The 18,221-nt window shown below is 35.8% G+C and carries 13 protein-coding genes, 1 pseudogene and 1 CRISPR repeat array; of the genes and pseudogenes, 2 read left to right on the forward strand and 12 right to left on the reverse strand.

The window, feature by feature from the left end; all coding sequences use genetic code 11:
- Positions 1-84: 84 nt before the first annotated feature.
- Positions 85-1,461 carry an omega-aminotransferase AptA gene (gene aptA, locus ACG9ZL_RS17315; RefSeq protein ID WP_419360918.1) on the reverse strand — a complete coding sequence of 459 codons (1,377 nt, stop codon included), beginning with the start codon at positions 1,459-1,461 and terminating at the stop codon, positions 85-87.
- 102 nt (positions 1,462-1,563) lie between these two features.
- On the opposite strand from aptA, the gene ACG9ZL_RS17320 reads away from it, so the two are divergent.
- Positions 1,564-2,484, forward strand: a complete 921-nt coding sequence (locus ACG9ZL_RS17320; protein ID WP_419360920.1) for a LysR family transcriptional regulator — start codon at positions 1,564-1,566, stop codon at positions 2,482-2,484.
- A 133-nt stretch (positions 2,485-2,617) separates the two neighbouring features.
- Here the strand turns inward: ACG9ZL_RS17320 and ACG9ZL_RS17325 are convergent, their stop codons facing one another.
- The 7 genes and pseudogenes from ACG9ZL_RS17325 to ACG9ZL_RS17355 all read right to left on the reverse strand — a co-directional run bounded on the left by ACG9ZL_RS17325 (position 2,618) and on the right by ACG9ZL_RS17355 (position 12,849).
- The gene (locus tag ACG9ZL_RS17325; protein WP_336952647.1) at positions 2,618-2,926 is read right to left on the reverse strand and encodes a hypothetical protein; all 309 of its coding nucleotides are present in this window, start codon (positions 2,924-2,926) and stop codon (positions 2,618-2,620) included.
- 115 nt (positions 2,927-3,041) lie between these two features.
- Entirely contained in the window at positions 3,042-4,052 is a 1,011-nt protein-coding gene (locus tag ACG9ZL_RS17330; RefSeq protein ID WP_336952648.1) for a fimbrial protein, read from the reverse strand.
- Positions 4,049-6,622, reverse strand: coding sequence for a fimbria/pilus outer membrane usher protein (locus ACG9ZL_RS17335; RefSeq protein WP_336952649.1), 2,574 nt, complete (start codon positions 6,620-6,622; stop codon positions 4,049-4,051). Before ACG9ZL_RS17335 ends, ACG9ZL_RS17330 begins: the two co-directional genes overlap by 4 nt.
- A gap of 135 nt (positions 6,623-6,757) precedes the next feature.
- Entirely contained in the window at positions 6,758-7,486 is a 729-nt protein-coding gene (locus ACG9ZL_RS17340) for a fimbrial biogenesis chaperone (RefSeq protein WP_336952650.1), read from the reverse strand.
- A gap of 77 nt (positions 7,487-7,563) precedes the next feature.
- Entirely contained in the window at positions 7,564-8,097 is a 534-nt protein-coding gene (locus tag ACG9ZL_RS17345) for a fimbrial protein (RefSeq protein WP_336952651.1), read from the reverse strand.
- A gap of 712 nt (positions 8,098-8,809) precedes the next feature.
- Positions 8,810-9,198: direct repeats of the CRISPR family, unit length 29 nt; unit sequence TTTTCTAAGCTGCCTACTCGGCAGTGAAC.
- A 42-nt stretch (positions 9,199-9,240) separates the two neighbouring features.
- Positions 9,241-10,134: pseudogene (gene cas1f / locus ACG9ZL_RS17350) on the reverse strand (type I-F CRISPR-associated endonuclease Cas1f); the annotation flags it as partial.
- Positions 10,135-12,015: 1,881 nt separating this feature from the next.
- On the reverse strand, positions 12,016-12,849 hold the full coding sequence (locus ACG9ZL_RS17355; RefSeq protein ID WP_419360922.1) for a helix-turn-helix domain-containing protein: 834 nt from the start codon (positions 12,847-12,849) through the stop codon (positions 12,016-12,018).
- Between the two features lie 150 nt (positions 12,850-12,999).
- On the opposite strand from ACG9ZL_RS17355, the gene ACG9ZL_RS17360 reads away from it, so the two are divergent.
- Positions 13,000-13,563, forward strand: a complete 564-nt coding sequence (locus ACG9ZL_RS17360; RefSeq protein WP_419360923.1) for a GNAT family N-acetyltransferase — start codon at positions 13,000-13,002, stop codon at positions 13,561-13,563.
- A gap of 158 nt (positions 13,564-13,721) precedes the next feature.
- Here ACG9ZL_RS17360 and ACG9ZL_RS17365 read toward each other — a convergent pair whose 3' ends face one another.
- From ACG9ZL_RS17365 to ACG9ZL_RS17380, 4 genes are all read right to left on the reverse strand, one after another.
- Positions 13,722-14,078, reverse strand: coding sequence for a DUF1304 domain-containing protein (locus ACG9ZL_RS17365; RefSeq protein WP_336952653.1), 357 nt, complete (start codon positions 14,076-14,078; stop codon positions 13,722-13,724).
- 65 nt (positions 14,079-14,143) lie between these two features.
- Positions 14,144-15,121: a zinc-binding dehydrogenase gene (locus ACG9ZL_RS17370; protein WP_419360925.1), complete on the reverse strand. Its 978-nt coding sequence runs from the start codon at positions 15,119-15,121 to the stop codon at positions 14,144-14,146.
- Between the two features lie 9 nt (positions 15,122-15,130).
- Positions 15,131-15,733, reverse strand: coding sequence for a TetR/AcrR family transcriptional regulator (locus ACG9ZL_RS17375; protein ID WP_262085351.1), 603 nt, complete (start codon positions 15,731-15,733; stop codon positions 15,131-15,133).
- Between the two features lie 153 nt (positions 15,734-15,886).
- Positions 15,887-18,091 (reverse strand): TonB-dependent siderophore receptor, encoded by a 2,205-nt coding sequence (locus ACG9ZL_RS17380; RefSeq protein ID WP_419360927.1) that lies wholly within the window; start codon positions 18,089-18,091, stop codon positions 15,887-15,889.
- Between the last annotated feature and the right edge of the window lie 130 nt (positions 18,092-18,221).

The raw sequence follows: 18,221 nt of genomic DNA on the forward strand, positions 1-18,221 counted from the left end.
TTGTTCATTACATTTCCTTATCTATTCTCATTCCCTTCTATACCACGTGATTTAGTGTCATTTTTGCTTAAGCGCTCATCTTACTTATTTCACCTGATAAATTGCTTCACCTACTGCATTCATCAAACTCGTTAATTGCACTTCCGTGCTGTTAAACATCGGGCCAAACTGGATGGTATCCCCGCCAAAACGGACATAGAAACCGGCTTTCCACAGTTTCATTCCAATTTCAAAAGCTCGAATCGTGGCATCGCCATCACGCGGTGCCAATTGCAATGCACCAATCAATCCACAGTTCCGAATATCGACAATATGAGGTGAACCTTTTAACTCATGGACAAGCTTTTCAAACCTTGGCGCTAAGTCAGCAGATTGAGAAATTAAATTTTCTTGTTCAAGAACATTCAGCGTTGCTAGAGCAGCGGCACAAGCAACAGGATGGGCTGAATAGGTATAGCCATGGGTGAATTCAATCGCATGTTCGGGTAGATCTTGCTGCATAAATGCATTGTAAATTTCATGGCTTGCGACCACACCACCTAATGGAATTGCACCATTGGTAATCTGTTTAGCAAAAGTCAAAAGATCTGGGATAACTTCAAAATATTCTGCCGCAGTCCATTTGCCGATGCGCCCAAAGCCTGTAATCACCTCATCAAAAATCAGTAAAATATCGTGTTGGTCACAAATTTCTCTCAAGCGTTGTAAATAACCAACAGGTGGCACGATACACCCTGCTGAACCTGAAACAGGCTCTACTATTACTGCTGCAATATTAGAAGCATCATGTAATTCAATCAGCTTGAGCATTTCATCAGCCAGCTCAACCCCACCCGTCTCTGCACAGCCTTGGGTAAAACTTAAGTGCGCTTGCAAAGTGTGAGGCAAATGATCAACATCCATCAATTGACCAAACATTTTACGATTGCCGCCTATTCCACCTAGACTGGTCCCCGCCACGTTTACACCGTGATAGCCACGTGCCCGACCAATCAATTTGGTTTTGCTTGGTTTTCCTTGAATACGCCAATAGGCACGTGCGATCTTGATGGCGGTGTCCGCAGATTCTGAACCTGAGTCGGTAAAAAATACGTGCTGCAATTTTTCCGGCATCAGCTGAACAATTTTTTCAGCCAATTGAAAAGATAAAGGATGTCCAAATTGGAATGCAGGTGAGTAATCCAATTTTGCCAATTGCTTACTCACAGCTTTCTGGATTTCAGGCAGTGTATGCCCTGCACCGCACGTCCATAGCCCTGACAATGAGTCATAAATCTCACGCCCAGTACTGTCAATTAAATACGATCCTTTTGCACCCACGATCATGCGCGGATCTTTATGAAAATTACGGTTTGCAGAAAATGGCATCCAATGGGCTTGATAATTTAAATTCATCTGCTCATTTGACTGACTGGCTTCCAATGCGTCATCGCGGTCATTTGATGTATCGATATCGAACATAAGTACTCTTCTTGTTTTGTGATTATCTCTTGAGTGTACAAAGCGAAATAGTTTTGATAAATTCAAAATATCTTGAGTTTAGATATAAAAAAGCAAAACTAAATGAAACCTAAAAAATTAAACCAAGTTACTGATTTTGATATAAAGTTACTCAAAATATTTAAAACGGTGTGTGATTGTCACAGCTTCACTGCTGCCGAAAGTATCCTTGGGATCAGTCGTTCTGCCATTAGTCTGCATATGAGTGATCTGGAAAATCGCTTAGGGATTCGACTCTGTCAACGTGGTCGAGCAGGCTTCTCCATCACCGATGAAGGTCGAGAAGTTTTACAATATATTGAAGTACTGACCGCTTCGATTGAGGACTTTCGTGCCAAAATCAATCAAATGCATAATCAGCTCAAAGGTGAATTTAATATTGGTATTATTAATAACTTAGTCACGATGCCTAGTGCATATATCACCAATACATTGGCACAGCTTGCGGAAGAAAATACAGAGGTGGTTATTAATATTAGTATGAGCACAGTGTCAGATATTGAGTGCCGTGTTTTGGACAATCGCTTACATGCTGGTGCGATTCCGTTGGTGAGTCCATTGTCAGGTCTAGATTATTTTCATTTATATAACGAAGAGTCTTCACTCTATTGTGGACAAAACCACCTACTCTTTCAGCATTTAGGTGAAATAAGTTTAGATGACTTAAAACGATGCAATACAGTTCTTCCCAATTACGCGATTACCCCCGATGCAATGAAGTTACATCAACGCTTGAACTGTTCAGCGACAGCCAGTGATCGAGAAGGTATTGCTTTTCTGATTCTTTCAGGAAAATTTATGGGGTTTTTACCCGATCATTATGCGAAAAAATGGGTCCAAGATGGTTTGATGCAACCCATTTTACAGGAGAGAATGCATTATAGTACACCGATATGTCTGATTACACATAAAGGGAAAAACTATAATATTATCTTAAAAACATTTATGGATATATTAAGAAAAACCGTTCAACCGATAAAATAATATACAAACATTTAAATTTGGTTATTTTTAATACGAATTAAAATATAATCCAACCTAAATAATCAGATTATATTTTAACTTATCACACAACATATTTTTTAATTTATGTTATTTATTTCACATATTAATTGGCTTAATAATAATCTACCACCAATATTTTATGCTGATCACTCTCCAAATCTTGAATTTTTAAATGCGCCATACTATTGGCATTTTTATCAACTAAGCTATTGAAATTAAAGCTATCTATTATGCTGGTTTTTCTCAGTACATCAATCGTATTATCAATCACTTTGCAATTAGAATTATTAGAATCCTTTTCACATGTAAATTCTACAATTTGCCCTTGAAAATGAATCTCCTCTGCGTAAGTGGCTAAACTTAAACTCGATATCGTTGTAAATGTTATTAATAAAAAGGATAGTTTTTTATTTAACTCCATCTCATTCCCCTCTAAAGAAATGGTGTAGTTAATTAATTACATAACCTTATTATTAATACAAGATTTTCCAATCAATAAATAAAAAAATAATTTTAAAAAATATGATTTACATCAATTAATCATATTCAATTGTGACGGTTGCCATAGCTCGTACTTTTCCGGGCATCACTTTGGTTGCAGTCTGATAGTAACGCGCAGTCATTGGCACATTATATTGAATATTATCATTTGACTTTAACGTGCCTAATTCTAGCTTGTCATTTTTAGCAATCACTTTATTCGAATTTTTATATTGTGAAAGCAATTGTACGCCAACACCTGATGCACTGCTTCCTGCGGTATTTGTATTCGCAAGTACATTTTGAGTGCTACTACTCACCGCATCATAATCAAAGCTTAGGCTGATTTTATTGCTTTCTTCATAACCACTAGGGTTTTTACCACCATTACACAAAATGTTGAGATCAAAGGCTTGCTCACCTTGCGTTGAACCAACACCTTTAAAATCAACCTTATTTACGGTTGGCAGTGTCACGGTTTTATTAATATTTCCCAATATTTCACATGAAGAAGACGCAATAGTAATCGCATTCCCATATACCGTACTGGTTAACCAAGGCGGGCTTGGGCGTTCACCAGAACGATAACTACTATATGTGCCTGGAACCAGTGCGCCAGATCCTGTTGATGTCGCCGTTTTAACAATTTCAACAATAAAAAAACCTTCAGCCAAAACACGTCTACCACTCGCACTTCGTGTATAAGGATAATAATCGGCAAAACCAGGAGCTGTTGGTGCTTCCCGGTATAAGCGAATTCCAATCCCATCAATATTGGTGTTATAAACCGAATTACCGATCGGGCTAAGTGAATAGTTTTGAGTTAAAACAGCACCAAGTGTCCCATAACTACCACAACTATACGTCGAACCATTGGGTCTAATTGGAAAAGAGGCTTTGCGTAAAACCTTTCCTACAGGGTCACTTGGTCTCACCACAACACGTCCTACTGCCATGCTCACATCAACAGTAGAGAAACCACGATCTGGTATACATGCAGCATACGTCCCTGAACTCACAGTCCCAGCAATGAGCAAGAGAATACGATTTAAAACTTTACCGTTCATTGACATACACCTTCCGCCATAATCATATTTTGCTTTTTGTCTGCTGCTTGCGCAGAAACGTCATATTGAATGCGGCATTGCTCGTTGGCATTTTCGCCCCATTTTACTGTAACCGAGTCTGCTGTAGTATTGGTTCTTAAGTAAACCATACTACCTTGTGCAACCATCCCAATATTTTCACCTTTTGTATCAAATACTTCTGCTGCAAAAGGTAAGGTATCACCATTTTCTTTTTTACTGCGGATATAAATTGCTTTACCAATTTTAGTTGCAAAACTCACTTGTGAAATCGAACCTGCATAGGGTGCGATACGCTGACTTGTACCATCCAACTCCACATCTGTCGACATTCCTTGAGGATCAAGAGTAATATCATTTAAACGATACGGTGTTACATATGGAATCACAGCATAACCAGATTTATTGATACTTAAACCTGTTGCATTATTTACTTTTGCACCAGCTGCTTCAGGCGCATACACCAAGACCATGGTTTGTCCCTGATCTGGTCCAAACAAAACACCTTCAGGATGAGCAACAATATTACCACGTGCCGTCAACATTGCTTGTTGGTAACGGTCTGCAACACTGTATGATCCACCAACGGTCGCATAGTTTGTACGATATTGGGCATTCAAATTGGCACTAGGATTATCACCATAACGAGTAGATACAGATGTACCATAGTTAAAACGATCGCCCACTATGCCACTTACCCCAACAGTCGCATTATCTTGCGTCATAATCGAGTTAAAGTTCGCTGAGTTTTTCTTAAATGAAAGTGGCAATGAAAGGGTCAGCATATACTCAGTATCACTATTACTTATACTTGTCGCATTGTTTTCAACAATACGTTTAATTGCTGATAAACCATAAGTTAACCCACGATAGCTATTGCTATATCCGACTTGATACTGACGCGTTGTTTCTTGGCGATTCCAATAATCCACCCAAGAACCTGTTGCATAAATATTCCCCCAATCACGCGGTAAGCCCTGATTCAGAGTGATCTGAAATTCACTACGTTGTTTACCTACATGCGCTGAGCTAATGCCTTTATTATCTAGGTCTTGTACCAATATCGCATCACGTAGCTTATAAAAATTTTCTGTAGAATAACGATATGCAGCCAAAGTCAAATTGGTATCTGTTGGCGTAATTAATTTACTATAACTGATACGGAAGCTTTGCCCACTTTCACTCTTACGACGTTCAAAATCTGCTTGTGAATGTGTCACATCGACTGCGATTGCACCAATTGGCGTTGCAAAAGCACTACCCAAAGTTACTGCTGAATAGTCTTCTGAAAACTGTACACCACCATAAGCAGTGATTGAGTTATTGATACCGCGTTGATATTTCCCTTGTACAATAAATGGATCTAAATCAATATCTTTATCGCGGAATTGACCCATTGATACAGAATAACGACTCATTCCTGGGCGAAGCATTTGAACAACAGATGCATAAGGAATTGAATAGCGTTGAATCTCGCCATTGGCTTCTAAAATAGAAACTTCAAGTTCACCACCAAACCCTGTTGGGTAGAGATCATTAATTTCAAAACTACCGGGTGCAACAGTCGTTTGATAAATTAATTGACCTTGCTGACGTACTTCAACCTTAGCATTGGTTTTTGCATTACCTCGAATACGTGGTGCATAACCAATCATACTGTTCGGTAACATACGGTCATCACTGGAAAAATCCAAACCGCGATAACCAAATGAATCAAAAATTTCACCATCGGTAAAGCTTTCACCTAAAGTCAATACGCCACGGTATTGAGGAAATGCACGCTGAACATAGGTGTTAATTGAGTCATAGCTTGATTTAGATTTATTTTCTGTCGTGGTGCGGTCTTGCCACTGCCATTGACCATTATGGCGTAATTGCCAACCTGCCAAATTTGCACCAGCTGTAACCGAAGTAAACGCGTTTGTGGTTTCTTCCCCACCTTGCATTTTATTAAATGTTTTATATGCACTAGCATTATAAGATAGAAATGCAGCATTGATCCCACGATCCCATACGCTTGGATCGACATAGCCTTGGGCATTCTTTTGCATTGCAACTTGTGGAATTGAAATATCTACACGTAAACGTGAAGTATCAAATTCATAAAAAGAATCTTCAACCCATTCCTCGATTTTCTGACAACCAGTCAAAGCAAAGCTATCGCCTTTTTTTAATACCTCTGCTTTTACGCCATATTCTAATAATTGATTTGAATTAAAGCAGGTAAAAGCATTTTGATTATTTTCAGTTGCTTTAAACACCATCCGGTGTTTACCAAACCAGTTACCATTGACATAAATATCAACATTATAGTCACCTGGTAAGACAGGGTTACCATATTTAAAGCGGTTTACATCTATCTTTTTGGCATCGCCAATTAAAAAAGCCGAATCAAATTCTGCTTCTGCAGCAGCCGGAGACTTTTCAGCCTCTTTTAAGTCAGTTTCAGATGCATTAACTAAAGCAGGAATGCTGAGTGTAATAACCCCACAAGCCACATAGTAACTAATATGTCGCTTGATCCACTTGTAGCTTTGTTCATTTTTTTGCATAAAGAAGTCTGCCTATCAACAAATGAATAGGGTTTTTTACTCGCTTAATATCAGATAAATGGAATGATTAAATCATCACTGCGAAGGTGCTTTAAATTTCTCGTGTTCAAGAAACTTAAAGACTTGTGCAATCTATTAAAATTTAATATTTCGCTCTATACGACCACCATAATCATTGATTGTGGTAAAGGTCATCTTAGAGACATTAGAATTTTTTAAATTCACAGTTCCATCAGAAAATGGTTTCAACATTAAGCCTTGTGAAATCAAATCAACGCGTTTGCCTGATTGATCCTGCATAATAGAGGTCAAGGTAATATGAAATGGTGTTGGGTTTTTTACAGTTAACTGAGTACCGTTATTGCTCCACTGTAATTTTTCAGGTGCCAAAGCGACATCTTCTTTAATTCCAGTTGGGCGATAAAAAAACTTAATACGTGATCGAATGGCAAGTTGTAAAAAGTTGTCTGGTATAACATTCTGATCTTTCGCAGAAGGTTTTGGCGGAATATCAAGAATATTTAACCAAAAAAGTGTTTCTTGAGTTTTACTTAACTCATTTGTATTAGGCAAACTGGTAATCCGTAAAGACTGCCCTTTTTTAGCTTCTACACGCGATATAGGCGGTGTAATCATAAAAGGCGCTTTTGATTGATCTGGAGTCGATTTCGCATCTCCCTCATCAATCCATGCTTGAACCAATGCAGGATTATTTCCGTTATTACTTACTTGTAAAGTAATTTCACGTGCATCAGATGGATAAATCACACGTGTACCATGAATGATGATTTCAGCATTTGCTGCACCAAACGGAATTAAAAATGCGAGTAAACCTTTTTTAAGAAAGGAATGATTCAAGAACATAACGATTATCTCTATCTAAAACAAAGTAAAAGAGCTAGTTTGCCAGGCAATCTAGCTCCGTACCATTCAATAAAAAATTATTGATAGATAATAGTGTATTGAACAGAAGTAGTTACTTTACCAGCAGCAGATGCATCAGTTGCATAATATTCAGCATAGTAATTTAGGTCAGCTGCACCTTTGTCAGCAACATCTACCCACTGAGAGTTAGCTTGTGCACCAGAAGCACCAGCAGCAAGTACAGGGATGAATTGGTTATTTGAACCTAACAATTGAACTTGTACGTTTTTTGCACCAGTTGCATCTGTGTTGTTTAAACGACCTGTACCAAAGTCAACTGTTGAACCTGGTTCAAAATAAGTTGCAACTTTACCTTCAGAGCAGTTCGCCAAGTTGATCGTGAATGGCGTACGACCTGCGATATCACCAGTTTTAGCAAGAGTTTGCTTAGATACTGTTGGAAGAGTAACAGTGAAATCTTTACCTTGTGGAGTCACGATGTCACAAGTTTTGTCAGTCACTAAACCGTTAATTGTGATTGTGCCATCTGCTGCAAAAGCACTAGAAATTCCTAAAATTGAAACTGATGCTGCTAAAAAAATGTTTTTCATACCAAATATCCTATACAAACAAAAAATGATTAGTGTTGGTCGATGGCTATTATGCACACTGGGACAAAAATGTAAACAAAGTCACACTTTTCATAATAAATAGATACAAGCGTATATAAATTTGTATTTTTTGAGATAAATTATTTAACCATATATTTCAATATGTTAAATAATCATTAAATTGATATTTCAGTTTTATTTAAAGAATTTTTTTTTGTAAATTTTTCATGAAAAAGTTAAATTCACGTTATTTCAGCCTCAATTTAGAGCTGTTATCAATCTAGTAAAGCATCTTTTTAAGTTAATTTTGCTCGTAGAGTTTGATCAAAATTAAGCATGCTTATTTAAAAAATTTAGAATGACTGCAACCATGCAACGACTCTACCCTCCCCCCTGACTTATCCTAAGAATCAAGCACAGACATGTTTTAAGCACTATTTTTATTATTCGTGTTTCATTGCCATTGGATATTTTCAGTGAGCAATACTTGCTAAGAGAGAAGATTAATATTTGTATTTAGGAACAGGTTTATGAAGGAAATGTTCTTAGGATATCCATGTGCTCTTCAATTTTTTAATGTTAAAAATCATGTAAATATTTTTTCTAATAAAAGTGTGAATTAGTTAACATATTAAAATATGTTGTGTTGGCTTCTTTTAAGCTGCCTGTATGGCAGTAGACTAGCACGACTGTGGTGGTAGAATCCGTCTACATTTCTAAGCTGCCTACTCGGCAGTGAACTCAAAGACCGAAGCAAAAATAGCCAACCATATTTTCTAAGCTGCCTACTCGGCAGTGAACAGCAAAACTGAGGCAAAGATTGCTAACCACATTTTCTAAGCTGCCTACTCGGCAGTGAACCAAACGCTCTAAAGCGAATAAGACTTTTACTTTTTCTAAGCTGCCTACTCGGCAGTGAACTGAAAATCTACTAAAAGATTTGCCAGCAGTATTTTCTAAGCTGCCTACTCGGCAGTGAACATTATTTTAGCTTTGAGGGGTTATTGGAGGTTTTTCTAAGCTGTCTACTCGGCAGTGAACGAATTTCCTACCATTCTGTTTTGCTCAGTTTTTTTCTAAGCTGCCTACTCGGCAGTGAACCTGCATCATCATAAATAGCCGCGACAGTAAAATTTCTAAGCTGCATTTATGCTGTGTAAATTTCTGTAACAGCAATGCTCTAAAGTCTTGCTCCTTTAACCCGTCTTTGGCACAAATAAATGCCCACGGCAACACCACCGCATCCTTAATTAAATCAGCTATATCAAAAACCAAAGCACCACGCCGAGTTTTACCATGCATAACTGCAAATGAATGACTGACACCTAAGACCCAAAGTGTAGTTGCAGCCAAACCATAGGCTAAATAATTACCATGATTGAGGAAATCATTGGCTAAATCACCATATTCAGCATTTCGTTCAAATTTGAGTTTACAACGTGTTGCCGCGATTTTATAAAGCTGCTTGGTGGTTTGAGCTTCTGCCAGAAGTAAATCGCCAACTTTGGTCATATTGGGAATCTTCTTTTCAAAACCACTTAAAGCCTGTTGAATATCCTGATCATCTAAATAGAATCCTTCTGCTTGTAAGTCCCGATCTTTTGCCCAAACTTTACGAATATATTCAACCCTCGCAACTTGAAATTGTTTGGCCACATCTAAACGCTTCTTTTCATCAAACCAAAAGCTCATCCAGCCTTGCATATATTCAGTTGGACGATATTCACTTTGTGGTGTTAACCACTCCACTTCACTGCCTGAAAATAAAGGTGTACCTCCACCACCACAAAAACCGACCAAAACACCTGCGCTACAGAGCATCCGCATTGCAGCCTGAGTAATCGACGTTCCAGTTCCCAACAAAATCACAGTTGTATTGGCAATCGGAATATTCCAGTACTGGTTTTCATTTTTTGCTTCGGTTAAATATAAAACACGGCCATCTTTTTGCATCACCCGTGCATGTTCTAAATAATATAGGTTGGCTCTTTTCGAATGAAGAATTGCTTTTAAATCTGATGGGTTAAGTTGTTCCATATTATTAGTAGTCATAAAGTTTTTATAAGACCAATTTAGTTGAAACATTCTAAATTTCCAATCTTTTTTAATTTTAAACGACACTTTACGTCGCCTTATAAATACCATAAAAATTGTTCATGTTGCTATAAATCTAGCTCAGCTATTCAGTGTAATACTAAATGTTAATTTTAATATCTCATCCAAACATGCATATTGACATTTTTAAGACGATTTTACCTTTAATGACATCACCTCCATACAGTGTTAATATATAAGTATTTTAAAATTAAGCGGTTTTAGCATTCGATATTTAAAGATTAGCTCAATACCTATCTCATAAAATTCTTGAATATTTTTTCTATTATACGAATAACTTTAAAATCCAATTAATCTAGAAATTAAAAAAGGTTTTCACAACATAAAGCTCCCATTTAAAATAATTAAAAATATTGCATCTCCTATAATATTTCAGAAATTACTAGGCATAATTCTAAATAATAAAAATCAAAACACCTATAAAAATATTTTCAAGAATCAACTGAAAATCATTACTAAAATTTAAATTAAAAAACTAAAAAAAATTAAAAATCAAGATAATAAAGAATTTTCATAAATAGACTCTATTTTATTTAACTATAATTCTTATAGTTACTTAAATACCAGCCAAAAAAACCATTAAATTTCATGAAGAAAATTTGTGAAAACATAGCACTTAGCATGCGAATAAAAAACTGACAACTGATAACTGATAACTGATAACTGATAACTGATAAAGATATAAACTCCATTAATTTAAAATTTAATAATTTATTCCTAATAACATCAGATAAAATTATTCATTTTTTGTACTTAAAATAAATTTTATTCCTCAAGCCTCAGCAAGATAAGTGAACCTAATTTAGTAAAATAATTATAGAGAAAATTATTTTCCACTACATCCAAATAAAAATGAATTTCTCTACTTACCTCTTTATAAATCCATATAAGATCATGCTGACAATCTTTAGTACAATTCTGCATGAAATCACTCAACTCATAATCAATTTATTTTCTCAAAATTCGTATAAAATTTTTACGTGATATATGGTTATTTACTGTATAAAAAATGAGAGTTTCCCCATCACTTTATGAAAAATATTTCGTAGACTATCATCATATACATCAATTTTAATTAGTAGAGTTCTTTATAAATCGTAGGTTTATGAAAAATTTCCCTTTCCAAATTAGTGTGTATTATTTATCATCAACTTTATAACATTTCAAAGTTAAGCATTTAATTAAGTACGCAATAAATACAAAATAAATACTTAATTTCTATAAAATCATACCTTTAAACCAAGCTATTGATAGTTTTTTTATTTTTTTAATCAACATTGATCTCGTTGCATAAAAAATATTTCACTCCATGAAAAAAGACCAACTTTTAATTAAATAAAAAAGAATGATAATTATTTTAAAAATATTAAATTAAAAAATTATCCATAAAATTTTAAAGACTCCCCCAAAGCTATTAATTAAAAACTCAAACCGACCATAAAAATTAATTTAAAATAAAAAGAGAGACAGCGGTATTTATTAAAGAATATGAAATCTAAATTTATTTTAAAAATATTTATTGAGATTATTCTTGATTATTATTTAAATCACATACAATTAAAATCCAAAACAAATCCAATCTAATCTAGAGAAAATAATAAAAATAATAGATAAGTTAAATTCTCATTTTTCAAAATAAAAAATTAACCTTAAATACAAAAATTAAATACCTTTAGATATTTTACATATACGTTTTCCTTCTAATTGTACATCGCTTAAAATGAAGAACAGCCATTTTGATTAAAGATGTCCGCTCTTTAATTAAGTCCAAAGTTTAAAAGTATTTTGTTAAATATTTTTTTCTTAGGTTTCTTTACGGTATTGACGTAAAGTACGTCCAGTATGCTTTTTAAAAAAACGACACATGTAGGAAGTATCATTAAAATGCATTTGGTCAGCAATCGCTTGAATAGAGAGAGAACTCATTTTAAGTCGCTCTTTAAGCTTAAGAATCACCTGCCGGTCTATGAGTGTTTTAGGACTATCATTAAAAAACTGCTGACATAATTGCGATAGGTAATAAGGACTAATATTTAAGGCTTGCGCATAGAACATAACCTCTCTTTCAACTTGACTGTGTATTGCGATCATTTCCCAAAAGTTCCAACATAGTTTTTCTTTTCTTGTGTACTCGTTCTTAGATAAAGTCTTTTTGTGATTTATGAGTTCAGATAGCGCCAGAAAAAAATTTTGCAAGTGATTGCATAATAATATTCGCTGATGCTGTTGTGTAGAATTTATAATAAAATCAGTTTGAGATATCCACATTTTGATTAAACTTGCCTGTTCGGCATTGGGAGAAAAATGCGGCATTTGATTAAGATATGCAAATAAAGCGTTTGGTAAAAGCGAGGCAACTTCAGCAGCAAAATCGCGATTAAATATACAATAATTGCAAGAAAAATCAGCAGATTGATTTTTTATAAGGGTTAATGAATCTTCTGCAAGAACCAGAATATCTCCTGCTTGCAGATGGTAATTTTGAAACTGAATGCTCAGATCTGCATGACCTTCTTTGACAAAAATAAGTGAACAATACGCTAACAATAAAGGTTGATTTAACGAATCACTTAGATTACTTGTCCTCCATAGATAATCTTTTACATTTTGATGAAGAAAATTTAGATCACTTTGCATTTTGAATAAAATTTATTAAATATCTGCCTAATTATAATGATTTTGTTTTGAAAAGTACCGAAATTGCCAAAATTTGGGAATAGTAATAAGCGCCTAAAATACCTATAGTTCGTTTTGAAATTTGATGAATTTTATAAGCGACTTTAAAATATGATTTTGACAACTAAACGGTTAATTTTACGACCTTGGCAAGAAAGTGATGCAGAAAGTTTATATGAATATGCAAAAGATGAACGCGTTGGGCCAATTGCGGGCTGGCCGGTACATGAAAGTCAGGCACAAAGTTTAGAGTATATTCAGACAGTTTTTGCACATGATGAAGTCTATGCGCTTGCAAAAAAGCATGACAATCGAGCCATTGGTATGGTTGGTCTACTGATTGGGCAAGACAGTAATTTCGATATTGCAGATAATGAAGCAGAAGTGGCTTACTGGATTGGTGTTCCCTTTTGGGGAAATGGTTTTATACCTGAGGCTGTTAAGGCAGTCATGCAACATGCCTATGAAGATTTGCAATTACAAGCTCTATGGTGTGGTTACTTTGCAGATAATGAACAGTCACATAAAGCACAAGCAAAATGTGGCTTTAAGCATCATCATACTGAAACAGATAAATATAATCAGTTTCTAGCAGATTACCGTACAGAGCATATCAGCTATTTATCGCGTGAAGATTGGATCAAATTGCCTACGCATTACAAAGCAAGCAAATAGATGGATTAGAGTCAATTGAAGTTCGCCAACATCAGAGATATTAATAAATAAATTAACATCATTATCCAAGCTTAACTTTATTGTTCTCTCTGATGTTGCTGTTTAATCAAGTTATTTTTGAATAAATTTAAAGTAAGGGGCTAGGTTAGCCCCTTACTTTAGTAATTCAAATTCACGACAATTAATGCCAAAGCTGCAGGAATCGCTTGTATATAAATAATTTTCTTACTTGCAGTCATACCGCCATAAATCCCAGCAACCAACACACAGCCTAAAAAGAAATTCGCCAGTGATAATGCATAAATTGCAGGTGCACATAAAGACCAAAATAAACCAGCAGCTAAAAACCCATTATATAAACCTTGATTTTGTGCCATGACTTTGGTGAGCTGTGCTTTTTCAGGCGTATTCCCAAATGCTTTTAAACCGTATTGTTTGTCCCATAAGAACATCTCTAAAACTAAAATATACACATGTAACAGTGCAATTAAGGCAATTAAAATTTGTCCAATCATCGTTTTTTCCTTATTTTTAAAATTGGTCATAGATCAGTCTTACAACTGATCTACCTCAAATATATTTATGGTTTTAATAATACTTTGCCTTGGCGTGCACCTTGAGTGGCTTTGGCTGCCGCATTTTGAATCTGATCAAAACTAAAGATACCTTCAACGGGTAACACCAATTTTTTCTGAGCAGCTAAAGTCAACAATTCTACAATTAACTCTTTTTTGCGTTCAGCAGACAATTGCTTATTGACCACACTCGCCCAGAAGCCTTTTACTGTGGCTTGTTTGAAAATAAGATCACCTGATGAAATTTGCATCAGTTCACCCGTCATACTGCCAAATGAAACCAATACACTATTTTCACTGAGTAAAGCCAACATTTCACCACTGGCTTTACCGCCAATTGAATCTACCCCAGCAATTAAAGGTTGATCTGCGTGTATCGCTTTTACTTGATCTTTCCAATCCGCTTGATCAGTCGCCACTACATTTTGAATACCTAAACCATTCATTTCTGCAACTGCATCACTACGGCGAACTAAATGAATGACTTTTTGACCGCGAGCGTGCGCAATCATCGCAACAGTTTTACCCACAGCGCCATTGGCTGTGTTTTGGATAAGCCACTGATCTTGTTTTAAATCAATAAAATCTAACAACATCAGTGCACTAATCGGCATACCAATCAATTGTGCAGCGGTTTCATCATCTATTGCATCAATTAAAGGAACCACACTATGGGCATGTGCAATAAAGTATTCTGCCCAACTGCCATGGACCGCAGCCACTGCAACACGTTGCCCAACAGATACAGCATCGACACCCTCACCAACAGCATCAATCACACCAACGGCTTCACTCCCCCCAATCGCAGGAAGTGTTGGCTTATAGCCATAACTGCCTCTCACCGTCCAAACATCATGGTTATGCATCGGAGATAAAATCATTTTAATACGAACTTCGCCTGCTTTAGGCTCTGGCTTTGGCATTTCTGCTGATGCTAATACGTCGACAGGTTCGCCAAAAATATGATGAATAATACTTTTCATTTGTTGTTCCTATATAGGTTTTAGTAATTGCTGTGTGGTTTCTAAAGCCAGATAAAGTGGCTGTTTGTTCTGTGCAAGTTTCGCCAATAAAGCTGCGCCTAACCAGAGTTGATACATGGTTTGTGCCATTTTCTCAGGCTCAATATGTTGTGGAATTGAGCCATCCTGTTGTCCGTCACTAAGTAAATTTGCAATGCGTTCTGTCAGCTTGGTTACACCAAAATTTAAAATCTGACGCATATCTTCCGATAAATCTGAAACCTCAGCTGCAAGTTTTACAATTAGGCAATTCTCAGCCCAACCACCATCGTTATGGCATGGATCATCAATCCATGCTTGCCAAAGTGCAACTAAACGCGCATAAGCACTCCGCTCTTCTTGTAGAATTAATTGATCGATTTTCACTTTATAATCAGCAAGGTATTGCTGTAAAAGCGCACAACCAAATGCTTCTTTGGAAGAAAAGTAATAATAGAACGAGCCTTTGGGTACACCGCAAGTCGTTAAAATTTCCTGTAAGCCGACGCCGACAAAACCTTTATGTAATACCAACTTAAAACTAGTATTTAAGATATGTTGTCGAGTCGCTTCACTTTTATCTGATCGTTTCATATACACACTATAAATTAATAATAGACCAGTCGTCTATAAATTTATAAAAAATTTAATTAAGAAAATTTGTTGAGGTTTTGAGTGTATTTTAAGGTGTCAATTGGATTGTTATTTTAGTGAATGGCTGAAAATATCAGCCATCCTTCGATTGATTTAAAACTTTGCGCGTAAGGTGAGCGTTGCATTTCGAGGATTACCAAAACGAATAGTTCCATCACTATAAATTTGTGAATAATATTCTTTGTCAAAAATATTATTGATATTCAATGCAATATTCACTTTATCACTTAATGGATAACTCGCCACCAAGTTAGCAATCGTATATCCAGGCTGACGATAAGGATGTTCGCTATAACGACCCACTTTCCAAGTACTTTGATAATTTGCACCGCCGCCTAGGATTAAATTATTTGCAAACTTATAGGTCGCAAATAAACGTGCAATATGTTCAGGCGTATCCTCATTAAAAACCAAACCTTGATTTGTAGGGTCGTTTGCATATTCCGTAGTATTGTATGTATAGCCGAAACTTAAATTAAGATTGGGGATAATTTCACCACGAATCTCAGTTTCAATCCCTTTACTGATCACCTCACCCGATGCAACATTACAATAAGCCTCACCACCATTAAACGGACACTGACCTTTCGAACTTTCATCTCGTATTGACCGATTTATTTGATTGGTTTTAAATCCAGCAACTGATGCAATTAAACGATCATTCCAAAGACCTGCTTTCAAACCAATTTCATAAACATTACCTTGTACTGGATCAAGTAATGTCTCATAACGATCTTTAGCATTTTGAACAACAAAAGTATCGGTATAACTCGCATATGCAGTCAATGCATCATTGATATCGTAAGTAAGTCCAAAGTAGGGTGTTAAAATATTAGATTTCTTATATTCGTTTACACTTTCATAATTGCTTTGGCGCACACCTGCAATAACTTTGAGAGGATCAATAATATTTAAGCGAGTGGTGAGATAGAATCCTGTCTGACGTACCTGATCAACACTGGTATTTTGATAACGTGGCGCGATATAAGGTAATTGATAAGGACTGTAATTTTTTATATTGACGTACAAATAGTCACGCGTCGGTGTTTCCCCCCCACCAACCAAACTATAATCTTCTAGAACTTGGTCCCAACTTGTCCATGCCCCTGTAATATTACTTTTGCTGTGATTTGCGCCAAATACTAGGTCATGCTCACGGCCAAATAATCGATATGTACCTTTTGCAAAAAAATCATAAATATCTAATTTTTGCTCATAGTTATATCCGTACTTATAAACAGTTGCCAAAGCATTATCTGCACTTGTCGTAGTTGAAGATAATCCCAGTGATGTAAATGCCATATCCATGACATATCTTGCCTTCAAATAGCTGGCTTTTACTTCCCACCCATTATCAAATTTATGGCTAATATCTAAGAAGCCTTGTGTATTGGTTTTATCCCAAAAATCTCTGTAATCACAACCACAGTTAGAATTATCGATGCCTATTTTAGTACCATTAAAATAGTTAGGAATTGTATTGACGGGAACTGCATGTTCACCTTGACGTGAATATCCAATATTCAATAGCGTATTTTCAGTTAAATCACTGCTCACGATTCCATATAAAACATTAGAATCACGAGTAACAGATTTCATAAATGAATCACCATCTTGACCTGCCGCCACTAGACGACCACGCACGCTCCCAGATTGATTCAATGGACCAGAAACATCCATTTCTCCACGTACTGTGTTCCATGAGCCATAACTTACAGCACCACTTGCTTGAAAAGTTTCTGTTGGTTTTTTACGAATAAGATTAATTGCACCAGACGGTTCTCCTGAACCTTGCATTAACCCTGCTGCCCCTCGTAATACTTCAATACTTTCAATGGTTGCCATATCTGGTTTAGATGAGGTGACATTACTTGCATTTACAGCAACCCCATCATATTGCAATATATTTGAATTCCAACCATCTCCAACATTAAACCCTCGAATTGAAAAGTTGGTTCTCTCCGTATTATCCCCTGTTAGCAAAATCCCTGTTGTATTTAATAATGCATCACCCAAATTTGTCGCACCCATATCTTCGATTTGTTTGCGTGTAATCACTGAAACAGATTGTGGGGTTTCTTTTATACTCAAATCGAGTTTAGTAGATGTACTGGCATTCTTTTTAGTGTAGTTATTTTCTGTATTATTTTCTGCTGTGACAACGATCATGGGTAAAGCATTTGTTTGTTCTGTTGTTGCTTCCGTCGCAGCATAACTTGTCCCAATCCAACAACTATAAAGTGCAAGATAAATAGCACTTTTAGCAAAGATCCGATTTTGAGAAATCCATCTACCCATGAAATAAAACTCTTAATCTAAATAAAAATCATTATCGTTATATTTCACATAAAAACAACATATATCTCTATATTCCTCCATTATTTTCTACTTAAAATTCGTTTTGTTAGACAAAGATATAAAATGGACA

It is taken from the genome of Acinetobacter legionensis, assembly GCF_048551735.1.
In the GTDB taxonomy this organism is placed as follows: Bacteria; Pseudomonadota; Gammaproteobacteria; order Pseudomonadales; family Moraxellaceae; genus Acinetobacter.

Excerpts from the sequence above, each read along its gene's own strand:
- ACG9ZL_RS17355 (WP_419360922.1), bottom strand. The coding sequence starts at position 12,849 with ATGCAAAGTGATCTAAATTTTCTTCATCAAAATGTAAAAGATTATCTA.
- ACG9ZL_RS17360 (WP_419360923.1), top strand. The coding sequence starts at position 13,000 with ATGATTTTGACAACTAAACGGTTAATTTTACGACCTTGGCAAGAAAGT.
- ACG9ZL_RS17335 (WP_336952649.1), bottom strand. The coding sequence starts at position 6,622 with ATGCAAAAAAATGAACAAAGCTACAAGTGGATCAAGCGACATATTAGT.
- ACG9ZL_RS17340 (WP_336952650.1), bottom strand. The coding sequence starts at position 7,486 with ATGTTCTTGAATCATTCCTTTCTTAAAAAAGGTTTACTCGCATTTTTA.
- ACG9ZL_RS17380 (WP_419360927.1), bottom strand. The coding sequence starts at position 18,091 with ATGGGTAGATGGATTTCTCAAAATCGGATCTTTGCTAAAAGTGCTATT.
- ACG9ZL_RS17345 (WP_336952651.1), bottom strand. The coding sequence starts at position 8,097 with ATGAAAAACATTTTTTTAGCAGCATCAGTTTCAATTTTAGGAATTTCT.
- ACG9ZL_RS17370 (WP_419360925.1), bottom strand. The coding sequence starts at position 15,121 with ATGAAAAGTATTATTCATCATATTTTTGGCGAACCTGTCGACGTATTA.
- ACG9ZL_RS17375 (WP_262085351.1), bottom strand. The coding sequence starts at position 15,733 with ATGAAACGATCAGATAAAAGTGAAGCGACTCGACAACATATCTTAAAT.
- ACG9ZL_RS17325 (WP_336952647.1), bottom strand. The coding sequence starts at position 2,926 with ATGGAGTTAAATAAAAAACTATCCTTTTTATTAATAACATTTACAACG.
- ACG9ZL_RS17365 (WP_336952653.1), bottom strand. The coding sequence starts at position 14,078 with ATGATTGGACAAATTTTAATTGCCTTAATTGCACTGTTACATGTGTAT.
- ACG9ZL_RS17330 (WP_336952648.1), bottom strand. The coding sequence starts at position 4,052 with ATGAACGGTAAAGTTTTAAATCGTATTCTCTTGCTCATTGCTGGGACT.
- ACG9ZL_RS17320 (WP_419360920.1), top strand. The coding sequence starts at position 1,564 with ATGAAACCTAAAAAATTAAACCAAGTTACTGATTTTGATATAAAGTTA.
- aptA (WP_419360918.1), bottom strand. The coding sequence starts at position 1,461 with ATGTTCGATATCGATACATCAAATGACCGCGATGACGCATTGGAAGCC.